This is a genomic window from Paraburkholderia dilworthii, assembly GCF_000472525.1.
In the GTDB taxonomy this organism is placed as follows: domain Bacteria; phylum Pseudomonadota; class Gammaproteobacteria; order Burkholderiales; family Burkholderiaceae; genus Paraburkholderia; species Paraburkholderia dilworthii.
The window spans coordinates 56,425-74,130 of record NZ_AWZT01000017.1 but is presented as its reverse complement, the minus strand read 5'-3'; the positions used below and the strand labels follow the sequence as shown (position 1 = coordinate 74,130).

Genomic DNA, 17,706 nt, shown 5'->3' with positions numbered 1-17,706 from the left:
ACATAAAGGAGCGACCATGCTGCTGCTCAATCCCGGTCCGGTGACGCTCACCGAACGCGTCCGCAACAGCCTGTTGCAGACCGACTTGTGCCACCGCGAAAGCGAGTTTTTCGATTTGCAGGAAGAGGCGCGCACGCGTCTTGTCGACCTGTATGGTCTCGACGCAAGCGAATGGCAAGCGGTGCTGATGACGGGTTCCGGCACGGCCGCCGTCGAAAGCATGACTGCGGCGCTGGTGCCGCAAAACGGCAAGCTGCTGGTCGTGGAAAACGGCGTGTACGGCGAGCGCATTTCGCAGATTGCCGCGCAATACGGCATCGCGCATGAATCGTTGAAACATGACTGGATGCAGGCGCCGGACCTCGCGAAAATCGCGGAACGTCTGGACGCGGACAAGGCGCTCACGCATGTGGCCGTGATCCATCACGAAACGACGACGGGGCGCCTGAACGACCTCTCGGCGCTCGGCGCGCTGTGCCGTGCGCGCGGCTTGCGTTTGCTGGTGGACGGCGTGAGCAGCTTCGGCGCCGAAGCAATCGACTTCGCTGATACAAGCCTCGACGCAGTCGCCGCGACGGCCAACAAGTGCTTGCATGGCGTGCCGGGCGCATCGTTCGTGCTGGTGCGCCGCGCCGCGCTTGCGCAGGCGGCGAGCCGCACTTACTACCTCGACCTCGGGCGGCTCGCGCGTTTGCAGGATCAGCGCAACACGCCGTTCACGCCGTCGGTCCACGCATACTACGCACTCGTCGAAGCGCTGCGCGAGATCGCCGACGAAGGCGGCTGGCGCGCGCGTCACGCGCGTTACGCGGCGCTCGCGGAACAGGCGCGCGCGGGGCTGGCCGAGCGCGGTGTCGGCAGCGTGCTGGCGGCGCAGGAATCGTCGGTGGTGCTGCGTGCGTACCGGCTGCCCAATGGCGTCGCGTATCCGCAATTACACGACGCGCTCAAGGCGCGCGGCTTCGTCATCTATGCGGGGCAGGGTGGGTTGTCGGCCGAACTGTTCCGTATTTCGACGATGGGCAATATTCACGCTGCTGATATCGACCGTCTGTTGCAGGGCTTTACCGAACTGACGAGCTGATTGTCGCGCCCGCGCCGCGCGCCGCGTGAACTGGGCGGCAGCGGTTCACGGCCGTCCGCAGTGGTTCACGTCTGTCGTTCAGCAGTTCGCGTCCGCGCGCAGCGGTTCGCATGTGTCGTTTAGCGGTTCGCGACGGCCTTGGGCGCTCACGGCCGCCCCGCAGCGCTCAACGGTGGCCGCCCCGCAACGCTCACGGCCGCCCCCAGCGCTCGCGGCGTGCTCAGCGGCTCACACCGGATCTTTATCCGGCGGTCCTTCTGGACGTTGCGGTTCCTCGGTGTGATGACCGGGCGATGGCGGCGTCAGCGGATCGCCCTCCGGATCACGTGTCGGGTCGGCGTTGGGGTCGGGAATCGGACTCGTATGCATGTCGTAGCTCATTGCATCACCTGTGGTTGAGAACTGTGCGGTAGCAAGACGGCGCCTGCCGTTCTCTTCAAGCCTACGCGCTTCTTGCCACGTTGATTGCGCAGGTTGATGGCGAGGATTTCTCGCGCTCGCCGTCCTCCTACTTTTTTACGCGGCGGCCCACGCTGAGCTGCCAGTAGCGCTCGGTGGCGAACACGTCTTCGTAGTTGCCCCGGCCGAACGCGCGCAACTGGCTCTGGTATGCATTGACTGCTTCGCGCTTGATCTGGGCCCGGCGCTGCACGTCGATCGTGTGGCCGGCGCTTGGATTTGCGGGCGTCGCCACGATGCCGCGCTGCGCCAGATCGGCGAGCCGTGCCTGCACGACGCCAGGCGTGCGCCGGTGAATCGCTTCCTCGTAGCCGAACCATGCAAGATGCGACAGGCGCGGCAGGATCTCGCAGCAGGCCTCGAATACGCGCACGTGATCGTCGTGATGCAAGCCGAGCGGCATCAGCAACGTGTTCGCCGTGGTTCGGTAGATGGTTTCCTCCAGCGCCGCAGCCATTTTGCTGATCGACGGCGAATCGGAATACTGGCTATCGCGAAACGGCATGCGCAGCGGAATCGCGTCGAGTAATTCGAGCGCGCGGTTGTCTTCGAGCGTGCGCTCGTGGATCGCTTCATGGGCGTTGCCGAAGCCCGATTTCTCATCCCATTCGGTATGCATCGTATGTTCGGGCGGCGCGGCGAATACCGTGCACACCGCGGCGTCGGGATGCGCGGCGAGCAATGCGCCGCAACTGAAGACGGCGTCGTCGAAATGCGGTGACACGATAAAGAGGCGCGGACTGGTTTCGCTCATGGGAAGTCGGGTGGTTTCGAAACGCCTGCGCCGCTTGGGCGGCGTAACGTTGCGTGACAATCGCGGCGTCACATCAGCTTAGGCGGAATTGGAATGAGTTGCGCGGTTGATTCAAGCCGGTTTGCAGTTCTCGGTGCGATTCGCCATGCGTGACACGTTCGCGCAAGCCGTATGCCTGGGAAAGCTGTGGTTGCGCGACCGACTCGTTGCGCTTGCTAGCGGGCGTCCACCAACTCAACTGCGCGCCTGAATGCTGTCACCATGCTTGCCACGATGTCGTCGCGCAAACGTGCGTCCGCGGTTCTCAATGCATAGGCCGGATGCCAGGTCGGTACGATCAGGCGCCCTTCGTGAGCGATAGTTTCGCCCGCATATTCCGAAAGATTGGCGTTCGCGCCCGTCAGCGCCTTCAATGCCGTTGCGCCTAACGCGACAACCACGCGCGGCGCGACCTGCATCAGTTCTTTTTCCAACCAGAACTGACAGGCTTCCATTTCCCGACGCGCGGGTGTGCGATGAATCCGCTCATGGCCGACGATTTCCCATTTGTAGTGCTTGACGGCGTAGGTCAGAAACAGCGCTGCGCGTTCGAGTCCGGCGCGCGCGAGCACACTGTCGAGCAGTTGACCGGCAGGCCCGGTGAACGGCACACCGTGCTGGTTTTCATACTCGCCGGGCTGCTCGCCGACTACCATGATCGCGGCGCTACCAATGGCACTGGCATCGGCACTGGCACTGGCACTGGCACGAGGACTGGCATTCGGACTGGCATCAGCATCAGCATCAGCATCAGCATCAGCATCAGCATCAGCATCAGCACCAGCACCAGCACCAGCAGCACCGACGCCAGGCACCGCCTGCTTCGCGTTGCGCCATAACGCGCAACGCCGGCAAGTGTCCAGCGAGCCGGCGGGCTCGCGCAGTGGCGGCGTGACTACCGAATATTCGACCGGCGGCGCGGTCGGCATCGTCACAGCGGCGCCTTGCCCGCTCGGACGGATGCGCTCGCGCGCGAGATGCGCGGGCAACGGCGGGCCCTCGGGCGGCGTTCTCCAGTATCGCAGCGACACCGACGGTTTTTCTCCACGGATGACGCCCACGTAATAGGCAAGCCAGAGCGCCTCGGTGGGCTCACTCGTGATGGCTTCGCCCGTCATCGCGCTTTCCGTTGAAACCGGCGTGACCTGCTCGCCTTCGTCGGGCGCCGCGTGCCCTGTATGGAATAGCATGCCGTTCCAGAACGCAGCGCCCTGCGGCGTGGCGAGCATCCACGTGGAGTAGCCCATGCGGGCGGCGAAGCGGTGGGCGGCGCGTTCCAGCAAGTCGTGATGCGGTTCATACCAGCCGACGAACTCCGGCGGCCCCATCGACGGATCGCGCCTTCTGAACAACGTCAGGCTCAGCATGTCTTGCGTTTCATGCTCGACGGCACGCACGCGCTGATCGAGCAATGCGCCGTCGCTGTCGCTCAGATCGAAGACGTCCCGCTCGCCGTGCGTCCAGCGCCATAGGATCCGATAGAGCAACGCCCAGCGGTCGGGCGCGCGGAAGCAGGCGGCCGCTTTCAGCCAGACGAGCAACTCGCGCGGCACGGCGGGAGTCGTTGTGGAAGCGGCGGGGGTGGCAGGGGTGGCCGCCCCAGTTCCAGCCATCCCCTGCGCATCGTCACTGCACTCGACCCATTCGACCCGCGCCGGCTCCGCACCACTCAGCAACAGCGAGCGCGCCGCACGGCGCCAGGCGGCGAAAGACGGTTCGATGGAAATGCGGTTCATGCGGGAACGCCGCGGCCGGCGTAACGTGTTCACGCGCCAGTCAACGGTTCATCAAATACTGTATGGATATACAGTATGCACCCAGGCACCGCCCGGAATCAAGCCCGCTGTGTTCGTAACGCTCAGCAGAACGCCAGCGCACGCGCTGCGCTCAAAGCCCGCGCAGATCGTCCGGCGTGTCGACGTCCCGCAAGATTCCGGCGTCGTCGACATCGAGCCTCATCACGCGTTGCGAGCGCAGCAACGAGCGCGCGCCGCTGTCGCCATCGAGTGAAAGCAGTGCGTCGCGGTGTTCGGCGCCAAAGCCCACAGGATGCCCGCGCTGCCCCTCGTAAAACGGCGCCACGACCGGCGCGCCGCCGTCAAGCGCGCGCGCCACCGCTTCGATGGTTGCAATCTGGATGCGCGGCATGTCGGCGAGTGCGACGATCCAGCCCTCGGCATCCTCACTCGCCTGAATGCCGGCGGCGAGGCTCGCACCCATGCCGCGCTCGGCAGCGGGCGCAAATGCCACGTCGCAGCCTGCATCGTTCAAAAGGCGCGCGAGCGCTTCGGCGCCCGGCCGCACCACGGCCAGCACCCGCGGCACCGCCCTCAGCAGCCGGTGCGCCGCTTCCTGGGCGACCGGCGTGCCGTCGGGCAGGCGCGCGAGCAGCTTGTTTTGCAGGCCGTGCGGGTCGAAGCGCGAGCCGACCCCGGCTGCGAGCAATATGCCAGTGGCGAGCGACGCGTAGGTCATGGACTGGACACCGTTGGACGAGATGCCAGCGATTGTGCGGCGCAACGCACCCCGAGGCAAGCGCTTGCCATGCGCTCACACTCGCGCGGTTCCCATCACCTTATCGAGCGTCATCGGAAGATCGCGCACGCGCACACCGGTCGCGTGATACACCGCATTGGCAAGCGCGGCGCACACGCCCGTAATGCCGATTTCGCCGATGCCGCGCACACCGAGCGAATTGATATACGGGTCCGGCCGGTCGAGAAACGTAATGTCGAGCGAGCCGATGTCGGCATTCACCGGCACGTGGTACTCGGCGAGATTCGCGTTCGTGAAGCGCCCATAGCGCGTGTCGAGCGAAGACTCTTCCTGCAGCGCGGCGCCCATGCCCCACACAATGCCGCCGAGCATCTGGCTGCGCGCGGTCTTCTCGTTGAGCACGCGCCCCACGTCATACACGGCGACCACGCGCGGCACGCGGATCGTGCCGAGATCCGCGTCGACATGTACTTCGACGAACACTGCGCCAAACGAGTGAAACGAGTACTTCTGCTTCTCGTCGCCCGGTTTGACGGTGGACGTGGCCTCGATCGGCTTACCGCCCGAGCGCGCGATGATGGCCGCCGCCGGATCGCGTTTCGCCGGTTGCGAGCGGCTCGTGACCCAGCCGTTCTCCACGCTGATGTCGTCGAGTGCGAGGCCATGCACGGGCGACGCCGGGTCCGCCAGCGCCAGCGCGATCAACCGGGCGCGCGCCGCGCTCGCGGCTTCGCGCACGGCTGGCGCAACGCTCGCCGCCGATTGCGAGCCGCCCGACACAGGCGCCTTCGGCAGCGACGAATCGCCGAGCGCGAAGTGGATGTTTTCCGGTGTGAAGCCAAGCGCATCGGCGGCGACTTGGGTCATCACCGTATAGGTGCCAGTGCCGATGTCTTGGGTGCCCGAGGCCACCATCGCCGTGCCGTCGGGCAAAATCCGCGCGATGGCGCCGGCCTCGCTGCGATTGGCCGGGTATGTCGCGGTCGCCATGCCCATGCCGGTCAGCGCGTTGCCGTCACGCATCGAACGCGGTGTGGGATTACGCCGCGACAAGCCGAATTTCTCGGCGCCGATCCGATAGCACTCGCGCAACGACTTGCCCGACCAGGGTTTGCCTTCCTGCGGATCGGCTTCCGCGTAGTTCTTCAGCCGCAACTCGAGAGGGTCCATCTCGAGGGCGACCGCGAGCTCGTCCATTGCGGATTCCAGCGCGAACGAGCCGGTCGTCTCGCCCGGCGCGCGCATGAAGGTCGGCGTGCCGACGTTGAGCGGCACGAGCCGGTGCGTGGTCACCTGGTTCGGCACCGCGTACAACATGCGGGTGACCATGCAGCAGGTCTCGGTCCAGTCTTCGATCATCGACGTGTTCGAGATGCTGTCGTGACGCATTGCGCTCAGCGTGCCATCGTGCCGCGCGGCCAGCACGAGGCGCTGTTCGGTGCGCGGACGCGCGCCCACCGGACCGAACATCTGCGGCCGCTCGAGCACGAGCCGCACCGGACGCCCCGTTTGTTTCGCAGCCATCGCGCACAACGACACATGCGACCACGACGAGCCCTTGCAACCAAAGCCGCCGCCGACGAACGGCGAAATCACGCGTATGTCGCCCGGCGAAATGCCGAGTGTCCTCGCCACCGCCTGCGCTTCGCCGCTCACGCCTTGGGTCGAATCGTAGAGCGTGAGCTGCGGGCCGTCCCAGCGCGCCATCGTTGCGTGCGGCTCCATTGGATTGTGATGCTCGATGGGCGTCGTGTACGTTGCGTCGATATGCACAGCGGCATGGCGCATGCCGTCCTCGAAGCTGCCGCGCTGCGTATCCGTTTGACGTCCTTGCGGTTTGTCTGGCGCATGCGCGTTTGCCTTCGCCTGCGCGAAGTCGAGCGTGGCCGCCGCCGCTCGATACGTGATGCGCAACCGACGCGCGGCATCGGTCGCATGTTCGAGCGTATCGGCGACGACCACCGCCACCGGCTCGTTGTTGTAATGCACTTCGTTGTCCTGCAATAGCGACAGCCGACGCCCCGCCGGCGGTGCCAATTGCGCCTTGCCGCCATTGGGCAGACGCGGCGCGTTCTGATGCGTCATCACGAGCAGCACGCCGGGGACGGCTTGCGCGCGGCTGGCATCGATCGATGCAATCGTGCCGCGCGCAATCGTGCTCGTCACGAGCACCGCATGCGCGAGGCGCGCTTCGGGAAATTCCGCGGCATAGCGTGCTTCGCCGGTTACTTTGAGCAGACCGTCAGTGCGGTCGAACGGTTGACCGATCAGTTTCATGCGACACCTCCCGCCCGGCCCGCGGCCTGATTCACCGCCCGGACGATCGCACGTTGCGCGAGCTGCACCTTGAAGCGGTTGCCGGCAAGCGGCCGGGCATCGCGCAATGCGGCGGCAGCCGCGTGGTTCAGCGTGGCTTGCGTAAGCGGCTGTCCGTTGAGCATCTGTTCCGCTGCGCTCGCGCGCCACGGTTTGTGCGCGACGCCACCCAATGCAATACGCGCGGTGTGCACACGCTCGCCGTCCATCTGCAATGCAGCGGCCACGGACACAAGTGCGAATGCGTAACTGGCGCGGTCACGCACTTTCAGATAGTGCGAATGTGCGCTGAAAATCGGTGTCGGCAGATCGACTGCGGTAATCAACTCGCCGGGACGCAACGTGGTGTCGACGTCGGGCCTGTCACCCGGAAGCCGATGAAATTCGGCGAATGGAATGCTTCGCTCGCCGGCCGGGCCGCTCACGCGGACCACCGCATCGAGCGCCGCGAGCGCGACGCTCATGTCCGATGGGTTCACCGCGACGCACTGCGTGCTCGCGCCGAGAATCGCGTGCATGCGGTTATGCCCTTCGAGCGCCGCGCAGCCGCTGCCTAAAGCTCGCTTGTTGCACTGTGAGAAAGCGGTGTCGTAAAAGTATCCGCAGCGGGTACGTTGCAGCAGATTCCCGCCGACGGTCGCCATATTGCGCAATTGCGACGACGCGCCCGACAGAAACGCCTGCGATAACAACGGATACTGTTCGCGCACCAACGCATGATTCGCGGCGTCGCTGTTGCGTACGAGAGCGCCGATGCGAATGCCGCCGTCGGGCAGCGTCGTTATGCCGTCGAGTCCGCCGATATGCGTGATGTCGATGAGCCGCACCGGCCGCTCGACACCACCCTTCATCAGATCGAGCAGATTCGTGCCGCCGCCGATAAACACCGCGCCCGGTTGCTGGGCGGCCCGCACTGCGCCGGCGATATCGGCGGCGCGTTCGTAGGAGATCGCATCCATGCTCGTCGCTCCGTCAAGCGTTGTCGCGGTTGTTGCGGTTGCCGTGGTTGTCGCGATGGTCGTCGTTGTGCGCGCCAGCCGCGCTCACGTTCTGACCGCTGCGTTCATGCGCCGCGCGTATCGCGGCAACGATATTCGCGTAGGCGCCGCAGCGGCAAATATTGCCGCTCATGCGTTCACGGATTTCGTCGTCGGAAAGTTTGGCAGGACCTTTGCGCACATCTTCAGTCACGACGCTTGCCGTGCCGTTGCGAAACTCTTCGAGCAGAGCAGTCGCCGAGCATAACTGGCCGGGTGTGCAGTAGCCGCACTGAAACGCGTCGTGTTCGATGAAAGCGCGCTGTAGCGGGCTCAATGCGCCATTGCTCGCGAGCCCTTCGACCGTCGTGATGGTCTCGCCTTCGTGCATTACGGCGAGCGTCAGGCAAGAGTTGATGCGGCGTCCATTGGCAATCACCGTGCATGCGCCGCATTGCCCGCGGTCGCAGCCTTTCTTCGTGCCCATCAGACCCGCGTACTCGCGCAATGCATCGAGCAAGGTCACTCGCGGTTCGAGTTGCAACGCATAGGCGCGGCCGTTGACATTCAACGCGACGGGCCGCGGCGGCACGGGGGCCGCACTCTGCGCGGGCGGCGCGGCAGGCGTTTGCGTTTGCGCGCGAAGGTGCGGTGCCGCACCGACAGTCGCCGCGGCCGCGGCTGATTGCAGAAAACGGCGGCGCGAAGGTTGAGGTAAGGCGGCAGCTTCGTTACCCGGATCGTGGCATTCGTTGTCAGTTGCCATAACGTTCTATTGACTCCGCTGAAAGGTCAATGCAGGCTGACGATGCGTCGGTATCCGAAGCGTCGCGCTCCAACAATCGAGCGTAGCAAATCCGGCGCGGTTGCGTGAACAACGCTAACGCAAAAACGGTATTGTGAAAAATAACGGAGACAGCACAGATGACATCAGCCATTGGAGTGAGGCCCGCGCTTGCCATTGCAATCGTCGTCGCGCTTGGTGTGAGCGCCTGCCACGGCGGCCACGACGACGGCCCGCCTCCACCGCAAGCCAACGTTCTGCCTGACTTCATCGCGGGCGCCGTCAAGACGCAGTCATATGACGGCAATAGCGACGACCTGCTCACTGCGGGACTCGGTAAAACTGGCCTCGCGTCGGCCACTGCGCCCGCGATTGCCAACGCCGCGCAACCCACGGCTGCGGAACTGCGGCGCCTCGCGATCTGGTCGAACTATCGGGCGCTCGTCGACATGACGAGCAATGGCGGCTACGGGCGTTTCTGGGGCCCCAATGTCGATCTGAACGGCAACGACACGTTGGGCGAAGGCAAGATCGCCGGCAAGGAATATCTGGCTTTTGCCGACGACGGCAGCGGTAAGCAAAACGTTAGCGTGCTCGTGCAGATCCCGGCGAGCTTCAATGCGGATCAACCGTGCATTGTCACCGCAACGTCATCGGGTTCGCGCGGCGTGTATGGCGCAATTTCGGCGGCCGGCGAGTGGGGGCTCAAGCGCGGTTGCGCGGTCGCATACACGGACAAAGGCTCGGGCAACGGCGCACACGAACTGTCGACGAATCGCGTGACGCTGATCGACGGCACTTTGCAGGACGCGAGCGCCGCGGGCAAAGCGAGCCTCTTCACGGCCAACCTGGGCAACACGGATCTCGGCACATATAACAGCCAGTTCCCTAACCGCTACGCATTCAAGCACGCACACTCGCAGCAGAACCCCGAGCAGGACTGGGGCAAGAACACGCTGCAAGCAATCCAGTTCGCGTATTGGGCGCTCAACGATTCATATGGGGCGTTGAACGGTTCGACGCGCACCGTGCGCTATAAGCCCGGCAGCATCATGACGATCGCGGCATCGGTGAGCAATGGCGGCGGCGCGTCGCTCGCAGCCGCCGAGCAGGATACTTCCGGCCTCATTACCGCAGTGGTGGTCGGCGAGCCGCAGATCAACGTGCGCGTGCCCTCGCAAGTGTCGGTGTCTCAGGGCGGCGTGCCCGTCGGTGCATTCGGCAAGCCGCTTGCGGATTACATGACGCTCGCAAACCTGCTGGAGCCGTGCGCGGCGCTCGCGCCTGCCGCAACCGGCGCGCCGTATCTGACGACGCTGCCGGTTGCCACGACCACCGCGATCCGCACCGCGCGATGCGCGACACTCGCGGCGAACGGTGTGATCGCGGGAACGGACACCATCACGCAGGCGACCAATGCGCTCGCGCTGTTGCATCAGAACGGCTACGAGACCGATTCGGACGTGCTGCATGCGCCGATGTGGGATTCGCAAGCGGTGCCGGCTGTCGCCGTGACCTATGCGAACGCCTATGCCAGGGCGAGCGTGACCGCCAACCTCTGCAACTTCAGCTTCGGCACGACGAGTTCGACGGGCGCGGCGGGTGTGACGCCAGCCGTTTCGCCGATGCTCACCGTGTTCGGCACCGGCAACGGCGTGCCGCCCACGAACGGCATCAACCTCGTGTATAACGCGGGCACGGTGGGCGCATTCGATCATCGGCTCGCAACGGTCGACGCAAGCTACGTGGGCGCAGCGTGCCTGCGCACGCTGTGGACCAACGGCGCGCTGACGACGAGCGTGGAAGCGATCAAGGTGAATGCGAACCTGCATGGCAAGCCGACCATCATCGTGCAAGGCCGGGCCGATGCATTGGTGCCGATCAACCATGCGTCGCGGCCGTATTTCGCAACGAACCAACTCGTGGAAGGCGGCGCGAGCAAGCTGTCGTTCTATGAAATCACGAACGGCCAGCACTTCGACGCGTTCCTCGGCGTGGCGGGCTTCGACACGCGCTTCGTGCCGCTGCATTACTACAACATTCAGGCGCTCAATCTGATGTGGAGTCATCTGAAGAGCGGCACGCCTTTGCCGCCGTCGCAAGTGGTCCATACGGTGCCGCGCGGCGGTACGCCGGGCGCGGCGCCTGCATTGACCGTCGCAAACTTGCCGGCGATTGCGGCAAATCCCGGCGGGAATGCCATTACCGTGGCAAACGGCGCGGTGAACGTGCCGAACTGATGCGGGATTGATGCCGATAGCGGATCGCGCGCGCCGGGCGTCGTCGCGCGTGTGGCCGCTGCGTCGAGTGCGAGCGCGGGTATGAGCCATGCTATCGATGACGGCATCAAGCGCGTTCAGAGGAGAATCGATGCAGTTCGACTACAAGCACTTTCACATCGATTGCCGGGCCCGCCACGCAGACGAAGGCGTGTACTACGCGCGGGCCAGAATCACTCGCATACCGCGGAAAAACGAACGTTTCCAGTCGCACGATTCCGGCGACATCGACGCCTTTACTAACGAGGCCGATGCGATCTCGTGCGCGAGATCGTGGGCGTTGCAATGGTGCGATGAAGCTGCCGAAGCCGTGCCGAAAACGGCGTCAAAATAACTTGCGTTGCAGGAGGAAGTGCCGTGGCGAGGTTGCGCATTGCGACATTCAACATCAATGGAATCCGTTCGCGCCAGGCCGCGTTGCTGCAATGGCTCGAGCGCGAAGCGCCGGACATTGTCTGCTTGCAGGAATTGAAGGCTGCCGATGGCGCGTTTCCCGCCGAGGCATTGCGCGAAGCCGGCTACCACGCGATCTGGCATGGTCAGAGCGCGTGGAACGGCGTGGCGATTCTGTCGAAGGGCGAGCCGCCGCTCGAAAGCCGCCGCGGCTTGCCGGGTTTCGAAGCCGACACGCATAGCCGCTATCTGGAAGCGGCCGTCGACGGTCTGCTGGTGTGCTGCCTCTATCTGCCCAACGGCAATCCGCAGCCCGGTCCGAAGTTCGAGTACAAACTGAAGTGGTTCGACCATCTGATCGACCACACCGCGAAGCTGCTCGAGAGCGGACATCCGGTCGTGCTAGCCGGCGACTTCAACGTCGTGCCTACCGATGAAGACATCTACAACCCGCGCTCATGGCTCAAAGACGCGCTGCTGCAACCCGAAAGCCGCGAACGCTACCGGCGTCTCCTCGGGCAAGGGTGGACCGACTCGCTGCGCACGCATTTCGGCGATGAGCGGGTGTACACCTTCTGGGATTATTTCCGCCGGCATTGGGACACTAACTCCGGCTTGCGCATCGACCATATCTTGCTGAGCCCGGATCTCGCGCCGCGTTTGCGCGACGCGGGCGTGGACCGCTGGGTGCGCGGCGAGCCGCACGCAAGCGATCATGCGCCGACATGGGTCGAACTGGACATGGGCGCGGGGCGGCGCAAAACGCGCAGCTGACGCACGACGTTTCGCTGCAGGGTGCCGCAGCGAAACGTCGTGTGAAGCGCTAGCGAACTATCGTCGAACCCGGAGCCGGACGCATGCGCGCCGCGACTGCGGGAATCGCCGAACCGGCAGGAGAACTTTCGTCGATCGACGTTCGCCCGCCATCGTGGAAGAACGCCTGTTCCGCGGCCTTGTTCATCACGAGAATGCTGATGCGCCGATTGGTCGGTTCATCGACGACATTGCTGTTGAGCGGCAGTACGTCTGCGAGGCCGCGAACCTGCAACAGCTTTTCGGCATGCATGCCGCCTGCCACGAGCGCGCGCCGCGCGGCGTTCGCGCGCTCGGACGACAGTTCCCAGTTCGAATAGCCGACAGGGCCGCCGGTGTACGGCACGGCATCGGTGTGACCCGCGATCGAAATGCGGTTTTCGACGTCGTTGAGCGCCGCGCCGATCTGCGTGAGTATCGCGATCGCATACGTTTGTAGTCTTGGACTGCCCGAGGCGAACATCGGACGGTTCTGCGAATCGACGATCTCGATGCGCAGCCCTTCGTTCGTAATCGAAATGCGTATCTGATCCTTGAACGCCTTCAACGCAGGACTTTGCTCGATCAACGAGATTAGCTTCTCTTTCAGTTGCTGCAAGCGGGCCGCGTCCGCGGGGGCGACGGTCGGCACCACGTTTACAGGCGTGGCCGGCTCGATCTGGGTCTTCTTGCCGTCGCCGGGACGCGTGTCCGAGATGTCGCGGCCGCCGCCTTGCACGACGCTCGGCCGTGCGGCGGCCGTGCCTTCATTGCCGCCGAGCAGGCTCGATAGCGGCGTATTGAAGTAATCCTCGATGCCTTGCTTGTCGAACTTCGACGTGGAGCCGAGCAGCCACATCAGCAGAAAGAACGCCATCATCGCAGTGACGAAGTCGGCATACGCGATTTTCCATGCGCCGCCATGATGCGCGTCGTGACCATCGCCCTTTTTTGAGCGACGCACGATGATCGGCGGCGGCGCGTCGTCCTGCGAGCCGCGCGACCTTCTTTGCGTCATGATGCGGCTCCCCCGGCAAGCGGCTTCGGCGATTTGGTGGCGCGCACGGCGTCGTCGAGTTCCTGGAAACTCGGGCGATCGGCGGTAAACAGCACCTTGCGGCCGAACTCCACTGCGATGGGCGGCGCATAGCCCGACAGCGAAGCGAGCAGCACGGCTTTCACGCATTGAAACGGCTTCGCTTCGGCGCGACCCTTCGCGTTGAGCAGATCGGCGAGCGGGCCGATAAAGCCATACGCGAGAAGAATGCCGAGGAACGTGCCGACCAGTGCGCCGGCGATCATCTCGCCGAGCACGGCGGGTGGCGCGCCCACCGAACCCATCGTGTGGACGACGCCCATCACCGCGGCGACGATGCCGAATGCGGGCAGGCCGTCGGCCATCTTCTGGATTGCATTGGCCGCCACCGACGCTTCCGCATGATGCGTGGCGAGTTCTTCATCCATCAGATCCTGCACTTCGAGCACATTGACATTGCCGCCGGACATCATGCGCAGATAGTCCACGATGAAGTCCAGCAGATGATGGTCGGCGAGAACGTGCGGATACTTCTGGAAAATCACGCTTTCTTCCGGCGCAAAGACGTCGGCTTCGAGCGACATCATGCCTTCCTTGCGTGCCTTCTGAAGCAGTTCGTAAAGCAGCGCGATCAGTTCCAGATATTTTTCCTTCGTGTAGCCGCCGCCCTTGAAGCATGAAGGAATCGCCTTGAGCGTCTTCTTCAGCGTCGAAGTCGGATTGCTCACGACGAACGCGCCGATTGCCGCGCCGAAAATGCATAACAATTCGAACGGTTGAATCAGCGCCGGCAAATGACCGCCCACGCCAATAAAGCTTCCAATGACGGAGCCGATCACCAACAGCCAGCCAATTGCGACAAACATATTTTCTCCGTTATCTTTTGCGCGCCGCACGTCTATCAAACGAGCCCTTGTTCAAAGGGACTTTGCGTGCGTCACTGAATTTCCGCATGTACTGGTAAACGGCTCGAAAGATGATTGCTGAAGAGCACGACCAAGCCGGAACTGAAAAATTGTCGGTGTCCCGGTGCGCTCATGCGGCGCCGGTAAAACCGCCCGCACCTTTTTACCGACCGCTCTGCTAGCATGGCCGAGACGGCGCTTACGCCGGAACATCGCCGCGCGGTGCGGCGCGGCATGGAGAAGGCCGCAAGCCGCACGCACGAAACTTTGTTCGAAAAGATGGCCCAGCATGACGGCGAGCGCTGGGTGATTCGCGATGCGCCGCCCGCGCTTTTTCATGTGCTCGGCGCGAACACACTGTTCACCGCCGGGGAGACTGATGAGCTAGGGGGATCGCACGGACGCAACATGCTCGACGGCATGTGGAGCGAGTACCTGAAGACGATGCCGCACGACCGGCGCGAACTGCTTGCTCAATTCACCGTGCAGGACATCGTGTTCAAAATGGTGGGTGTGGGCAGCGTGGGTGCGCGTTGCATGGCTGTGCTGCTCGTCGATCATATGGACAAGCCGCTCTTCGTGCAGATCAAGGAAGCGAGGCCGTCGGTGATTGCCCGTTACTACAAGTCGCCGGCCGTCAAACATCAGGGCGAGCGCGTGGTGCAGGGGCAGCGCATGTTGCAGGCCGCCAAAGACATCTTTCTCGGCTGGGCGACGAGTTCGCTTGGACGGCATTACTACTTTCGTCAGTTGCGCGACGTGAAGCTGTCGGCCAGCATCGAGCTGTTCGACAGCGATCTGCTGAACGGTTACGCGAGGCTATGCGGCTGGGTGATGGCGCGTGCCCATGCAAAGGCAAGCGGTCAGGCGGTGGAAGTGAGCGCGTATATCGGACGCGGCGATCAGTTCGCCGAAGCGCTCACGGCTTACGCGGCGAGTTACGCGGACCAGGTGGAGCGCGATTACGATGTCTTTGTCAAAGCGTGCCGCAGCGGCGCGATCGAGGCGCGCTCGGACGAGGACATGGCTGCGGATTTTCGCATGTGACGGGTGGGGCCGGCCGTGCGGAGCAGCGGCGTAAAGCAGCGGCGTAAAGCAGCGGCGTGGATCAACCGCGTGAGTTAGCGGTGTGGACGGTCGACCCTCGCCTCGCGCAGCGTGACGAAGCGCAAGTTCCGTTTGCGAGCGGCGTCGATCACACGCGGCAGCACCGCGAGAATGAGCGGCTTCCCGTCGATGGTCAGCGCGGCGTTGCCATCGTGCAGCAGCAGTATGTCGCGCGGCTCCAGACCGTCGAGCAGCCTTCGCGCGACGACCAGCGGATCGCGCTCCCGGGTGTCGTAGCCGCGCCGCGTCCACGCGGCGAGCCGCAGATCGAGCTTGCGCAGCACAGGTTCGAGAAAGATATTGCGCAGGCCGGCCGGCGCGCGAAAGAACATCGGCCGCTCGCCGCTGAGTTCTTCGAGCGTGCGTTGCGCGGCATCGATTTCGCGCAAAAGCGCGCCCGGAAACGTGACGGAAAACGTATGCACGTGAACCTGCGAATGGTTTTCGAGCGCATGACCGCGCGCGACGATCTCACGTGCTAGCTGCGGATAACGCCGTGCCTTTTCTCCTATGCAGAAGAAGGTGGCGCGCACGTCGAACGCGTCAAGCAGATCGAGCACTTGCGGCGTGACGAAGGGATCCGGGCCGTCGTCGATCGTCAATGCAATTGCATCCGCGTTGCGCGCTCCGGCGGGCAGACGCGTCCAGTTCGGACCGAGCAGTGACGTACGCGGAAGCAGGCCGGCCACCGTGAAAACCGCGTGATTCGCGAAGATCGCGGTGAGCCACCAGGGCCACGCGCGCGGCACCAGCAGCCATGCGCCGAGCACGAAAACGTGCCATGCGGCGGTGGCGGTGAGCATCGCGGGATAGCCGGTTTGGGGCCAGCGGCGCAGCGGTGCCGCTGCAGCGTCGTGGGACGTGGAAAGTTGGTTCATAAAGCGTGCTTCCGGTAATCGCGCGGGCAGGCAAGGCGCCGCGCGCAACGTCGAACAATACCATTGATGCGCGGGCCGGCGCGCTTGTGCACAGGAACGGCAATGAAAGCGCGGTGGCTGCATGATGAAAGCCGGCGTTCGGTGGCATTTGTGATCGACCGTCCGCTGCGGTATCGTGCGAAGCAGGGTGTGCAACGCTGCTGCAAGGCGGGCGTACAAACATGGAAGCAAGGAGATATGCGGTGACGGTAACGGGAATCCGAAAAGTGGCTTTGGTAACGGGCGCGGGAAGCGGCATAGGCCGCGCGTGTGCGCTGCGTCTTGCGGAACATGGCTATAGCGTGGTGCTCGCGGGCCGTCGTCAGGCGGCGCTCGACGCCGTCGTCGAACAGGCGCGCGCCGTTGGCGGCGAAGCGTTGGCCGTGCCGTGCGACGTGACGGACGCGGCGAGCGTCGGCGCGCTGTTCGACACGATCCGCGAACGCTATGGACGGCTCGACCTGCTGTTCAACAACGCGGGCCGCAGCGGCTCGCCGGTCGACATCGACGAACTCGATATTGATGAATGGCGCTCGGTGGTCGACACCAATCTTACCGGCGTGTTTCTCTGCACGCGCGCCGCGTTCGGTCTGATGAAAACGCAAAATCCGCGCGGCGGGCGCATTATCAATAACGGTTCGATTTCGGCCCATGCGCCGCGGCCGAACAGCATTGCTTACACGGCGACCAAGCACGCGATCACTGGCATCACGAAAGCCGTGTCGCTCGACGGCCGCAAATACGACATCGTGTGCGGACAGATCGACATCGGCAACGCGGCAACGGAGATGGCCGAGCGCATGGCGCGCGGTGTGCCGCAGGCGAACGGCGAGATCGCCGTCGAACCGTTGATGGACGTGCAGCATGTCGCCGACGCCGTGCTGCATATGGCGCAATTGCCGCTGTCGGCGAACGTTCAGTTCATGACCATCATGGCAAGCAAGATGCCGTTCGTAGGACGCGGCTGACGGCTGCCCGCGCGAGGCGCCGTGCGGTAGATCAACTTATACTGAATGCTTTCCTTCTTCGCTTTGCGGTTCGTCTTTGCCGCCTGGCTTTTTTTGAGCCACGCATCGCGGCGCGTTTCCAGCATGTTCACGTGACGTCATCAGCCGTGCCCCAAGCTACCTCCATCGACGATCCAAGGCCCGTACCGCCAGTGCGGCCCGATCTCGACGATTGTTGCCACAGCGGCTGTAGTCCGTGCGTGTTCGACCTGTATGACGAGGCGGTGGAGCGTTACGAGATCGCGCTGGCCGAATGGCAAGCGCGGCAAGCACAACGCGCGGCTACCGTGCCGGAGAAGCGCAACGCGCGCAAGCGTCGTTGAAACGCCGTCGCAAACTTCTGCCCCGCGCCGCAGTCAAC

At 64.1% G+C, this 17,706-nt stretch carries 16 protein-coding genes and 1 pseudogene; 7 read left to right on the top strand and 10 right to left on the bottom strand.

The features are described from left to right. Positions 1–16: 16 nt before the first annotated feature. The gene (locus F759_RS0116775; RefSeq protein ID WP_027800884.1) at positions 17–1,084 is read left to right on the top strand and encodes a 2-aminoethylphosphonate aminotransferase; all 1,068 of its coding nucleotides are present in this window, start codon (positions 17–19) and stop codon (positions 1,082–1,084) included. 228 nt (positions 1,085–1,312) lie between these two features. Here the strand turns inward: F759_RS0116775 and F759_RS43340 are convergent, their stop codons facing one another. The 7 genes from F759_RS43340 to F759_RS0116740 form a co-directional block, all read right to left on the bottom strand. Further along, positions 1,313–1,465 (bottom strand): hypothetical protein, encoded by a 153-nt coding sequence (locus F759_RS43340; RefSeq protein ID WP_164701897.1) that lies wholly within the window; start codon positions 1,463–1,465, stop codon positions 1,313–1,315. Between the two features lie 127 nt (positions 1,466–1,592). Beyond that, the gene (locus F759_RS0116765) at positions 1,593–2,297 is read right to left on the bottom strand and encodes a PIG-L deacetylase family protein (RefSeq protein WP_027800883.1); all 705 of its coding nucleotides are present in this window, start codon (positions 2,295–2,297) and stop codon (positions 1,593–1,595) included. 215 nt (positions 2,298–2,512) lie between these two features. After that, entirely contained in the window at positions 2,513–4,072 is a 1,560-nt protein-coding gene (locus F759_RS0116760; protein ID WP_036024598.1) for a DUF4130 domain-containing protein, read from the bottom strand. A gap of 151 nt (positions 4,073–4,223) precedes the next feature. Beyond that, entirely contained in the window at positions 4,224–4,811 is a 588-nt protein-coding gene (locus tag F759_RS0116755) for a nucleotidyltransferase family protein (protein ID WP_027800881.1), read from the bottom strand. A 75-nt stretch (positions 4,812–4,886) separates the two neighbouring features. After that, positions 4,887–7,109 carry a xanthine dehydrogenase family protein molybdopterin-binding subunit gene (locus F759_RS0116750; protein ID WP_027800880.1) on the bottom strand — a complete coding sequence of 741 codons (2,223 nt, stop codon included), beginning with the start codon at positions 7,107–7,109 and terminating at the stop codon, positions 4,887–4,889. Beyond that, complete coding sequence (locus F759_RS0116745) at positions 7,106–8,107, bottom strand: FAD binding domain-containing protein (RefSeq protein WP_027800879.1); 1,002 nt, start codon at positions 8,105–8,107, stop codon at positions 7,106–7,108. The genes F759_RS0116750 and F759_RS0116745 overlap by 4 nt, the downstream gene beginning before the upstream one ends. Before the next feature lie 13 nt (positions 8,108–8,120). After that, entirely contained in the window at positions 8,121–8,891 is a 771-nt protein-coding gene (locus tag F759_RS0116740; protein ID WP_027800878.1) for a (2Fe-2S)-binding protein, read from the bottom strand. Between the two features lie 158 nt (positions 8,892–9,049). On the opposite strand from F759_RS0116740, the gene F759_RS0116735 reads away from it, so the two are divergent. The 3 genes from F759_RS0116735 (at position 9,050) to F759_RS0116725 (ending at position 12,355) form a co-directional block, all read left to right on the top strand. Beyond that, a complete protein-coding gene (locus F759_RS0116735) occupies positions 9,050–11,149 on the top strand; it encodes a D-(-)-3-hydroxybutyrate oligomer hydrolase (protein WP_027800877.1) in 2,100 nt (699 codons plus the stop codon). 130 nt (positions 11,150–11,279) lie between these two features. Further along, positions 11,280–11,522, top strand: a complete 243-nt coding sequence (locus tag F759_RS0116730) for a hypothetical protein (RefSeq protein WP_027800876.1) — start codon at positions 11,280–11,282, stop codon at positions 11,520–11,522. 23 nt (positions 11,523–11,545) lie between these two features. Then, entirely contained in the window at positions 11,546–12,355 is an 810-nt protein-coding gene (locus F759_RS0116725) for an exodeoxyribonuclease III (protein WP_027800875.1), read from the top strand. Between the two features lie 49 nt (positions 12,356–12,404). On the opposite strand, the gene motB is transcribed toward F759_RS0116725, so the two are convergent. Then, positions 12,405–13,391 carry a flagellar motor protein MotB gene (gene motB, locus F759_RS0116720; protein ID WP_027800874.1) on the bottom strand — a complete coding sequence of 329 codons (987 nt, stop codon included), beginning with the start codon at positions 13,389–13,391 and terminating at the stop codon, positions 12,405–12,407. Further along, entirely contained in the window at positions 13,388–14,275 is an 888-nt protein-coding gene (gene motA / locus F759_RS0116715) for a flagellar motor stator protein MotA (protein WP_027800873.1), read from the bottom strand. Before motA ends, motB begins: the two co-directional genes overlap by 4 nt. A gap of 222 nt (positions 14,276–14,497) precedes the next feature. Between motA and F759_RS37900 the strand changes: the two are divergent. Continuing rightward, positions 14,498–15,361 (top strand): annotated as a pseudogene (locus F759_RS37900) (DUF2252 family protein); the annotation flags it as partial. Between the two features lie 74 nt (positions 15,362–15,435). Here the strand turns inward: F759_RS37900 and F759_RS0116705 are convergent. Continuing rightward, positions 15,436–16,299, bottom strand: a complete 864-nt coding sequence (locus F759_RS0116705; RefSeq protein ID WP_027800872.1) for a polysaccharide deacetylase family protein — start codon at positions 16,297–16,299, stop codon at positions 15,436–15,438. A 221-nt stretch (positions 16,300–16,520) separates the two neighbouring features. Here F759_RS0116705 and F759_RS0116695 point away from each other — a divergent pair, with 221 nt between their 5' ends. Both F759_RS0116695 and F759_RS40905 read left to right on the top strand, forming a co-directional pair. Continuing rightward, the gene (locus F759_RS0116695; RefSeq protein WP_051377319.1) at positions 16,521–17,306 is read left to right on the top strand and encodes an SDR family oxidoreductase; all 786 of its coding nucleotides are present in this window, start codon (positions 16,521–16,523) and stop codon (positions 17,304–17,306) included. Between the two features lie 131 nt (positions 17,307–17,437). After that, entirely contained in the window at positions 17,438–17,668 is a 231-nt protein-coding gene (locus F759_RS40905) for an oxidoreductase-like domain-containing protein (RefSeq protein ID WP_244438850.1), read from the top strand. The last annotated feature ends 38 nt before the right edge of the window (positions 17,669–17,706 follow it).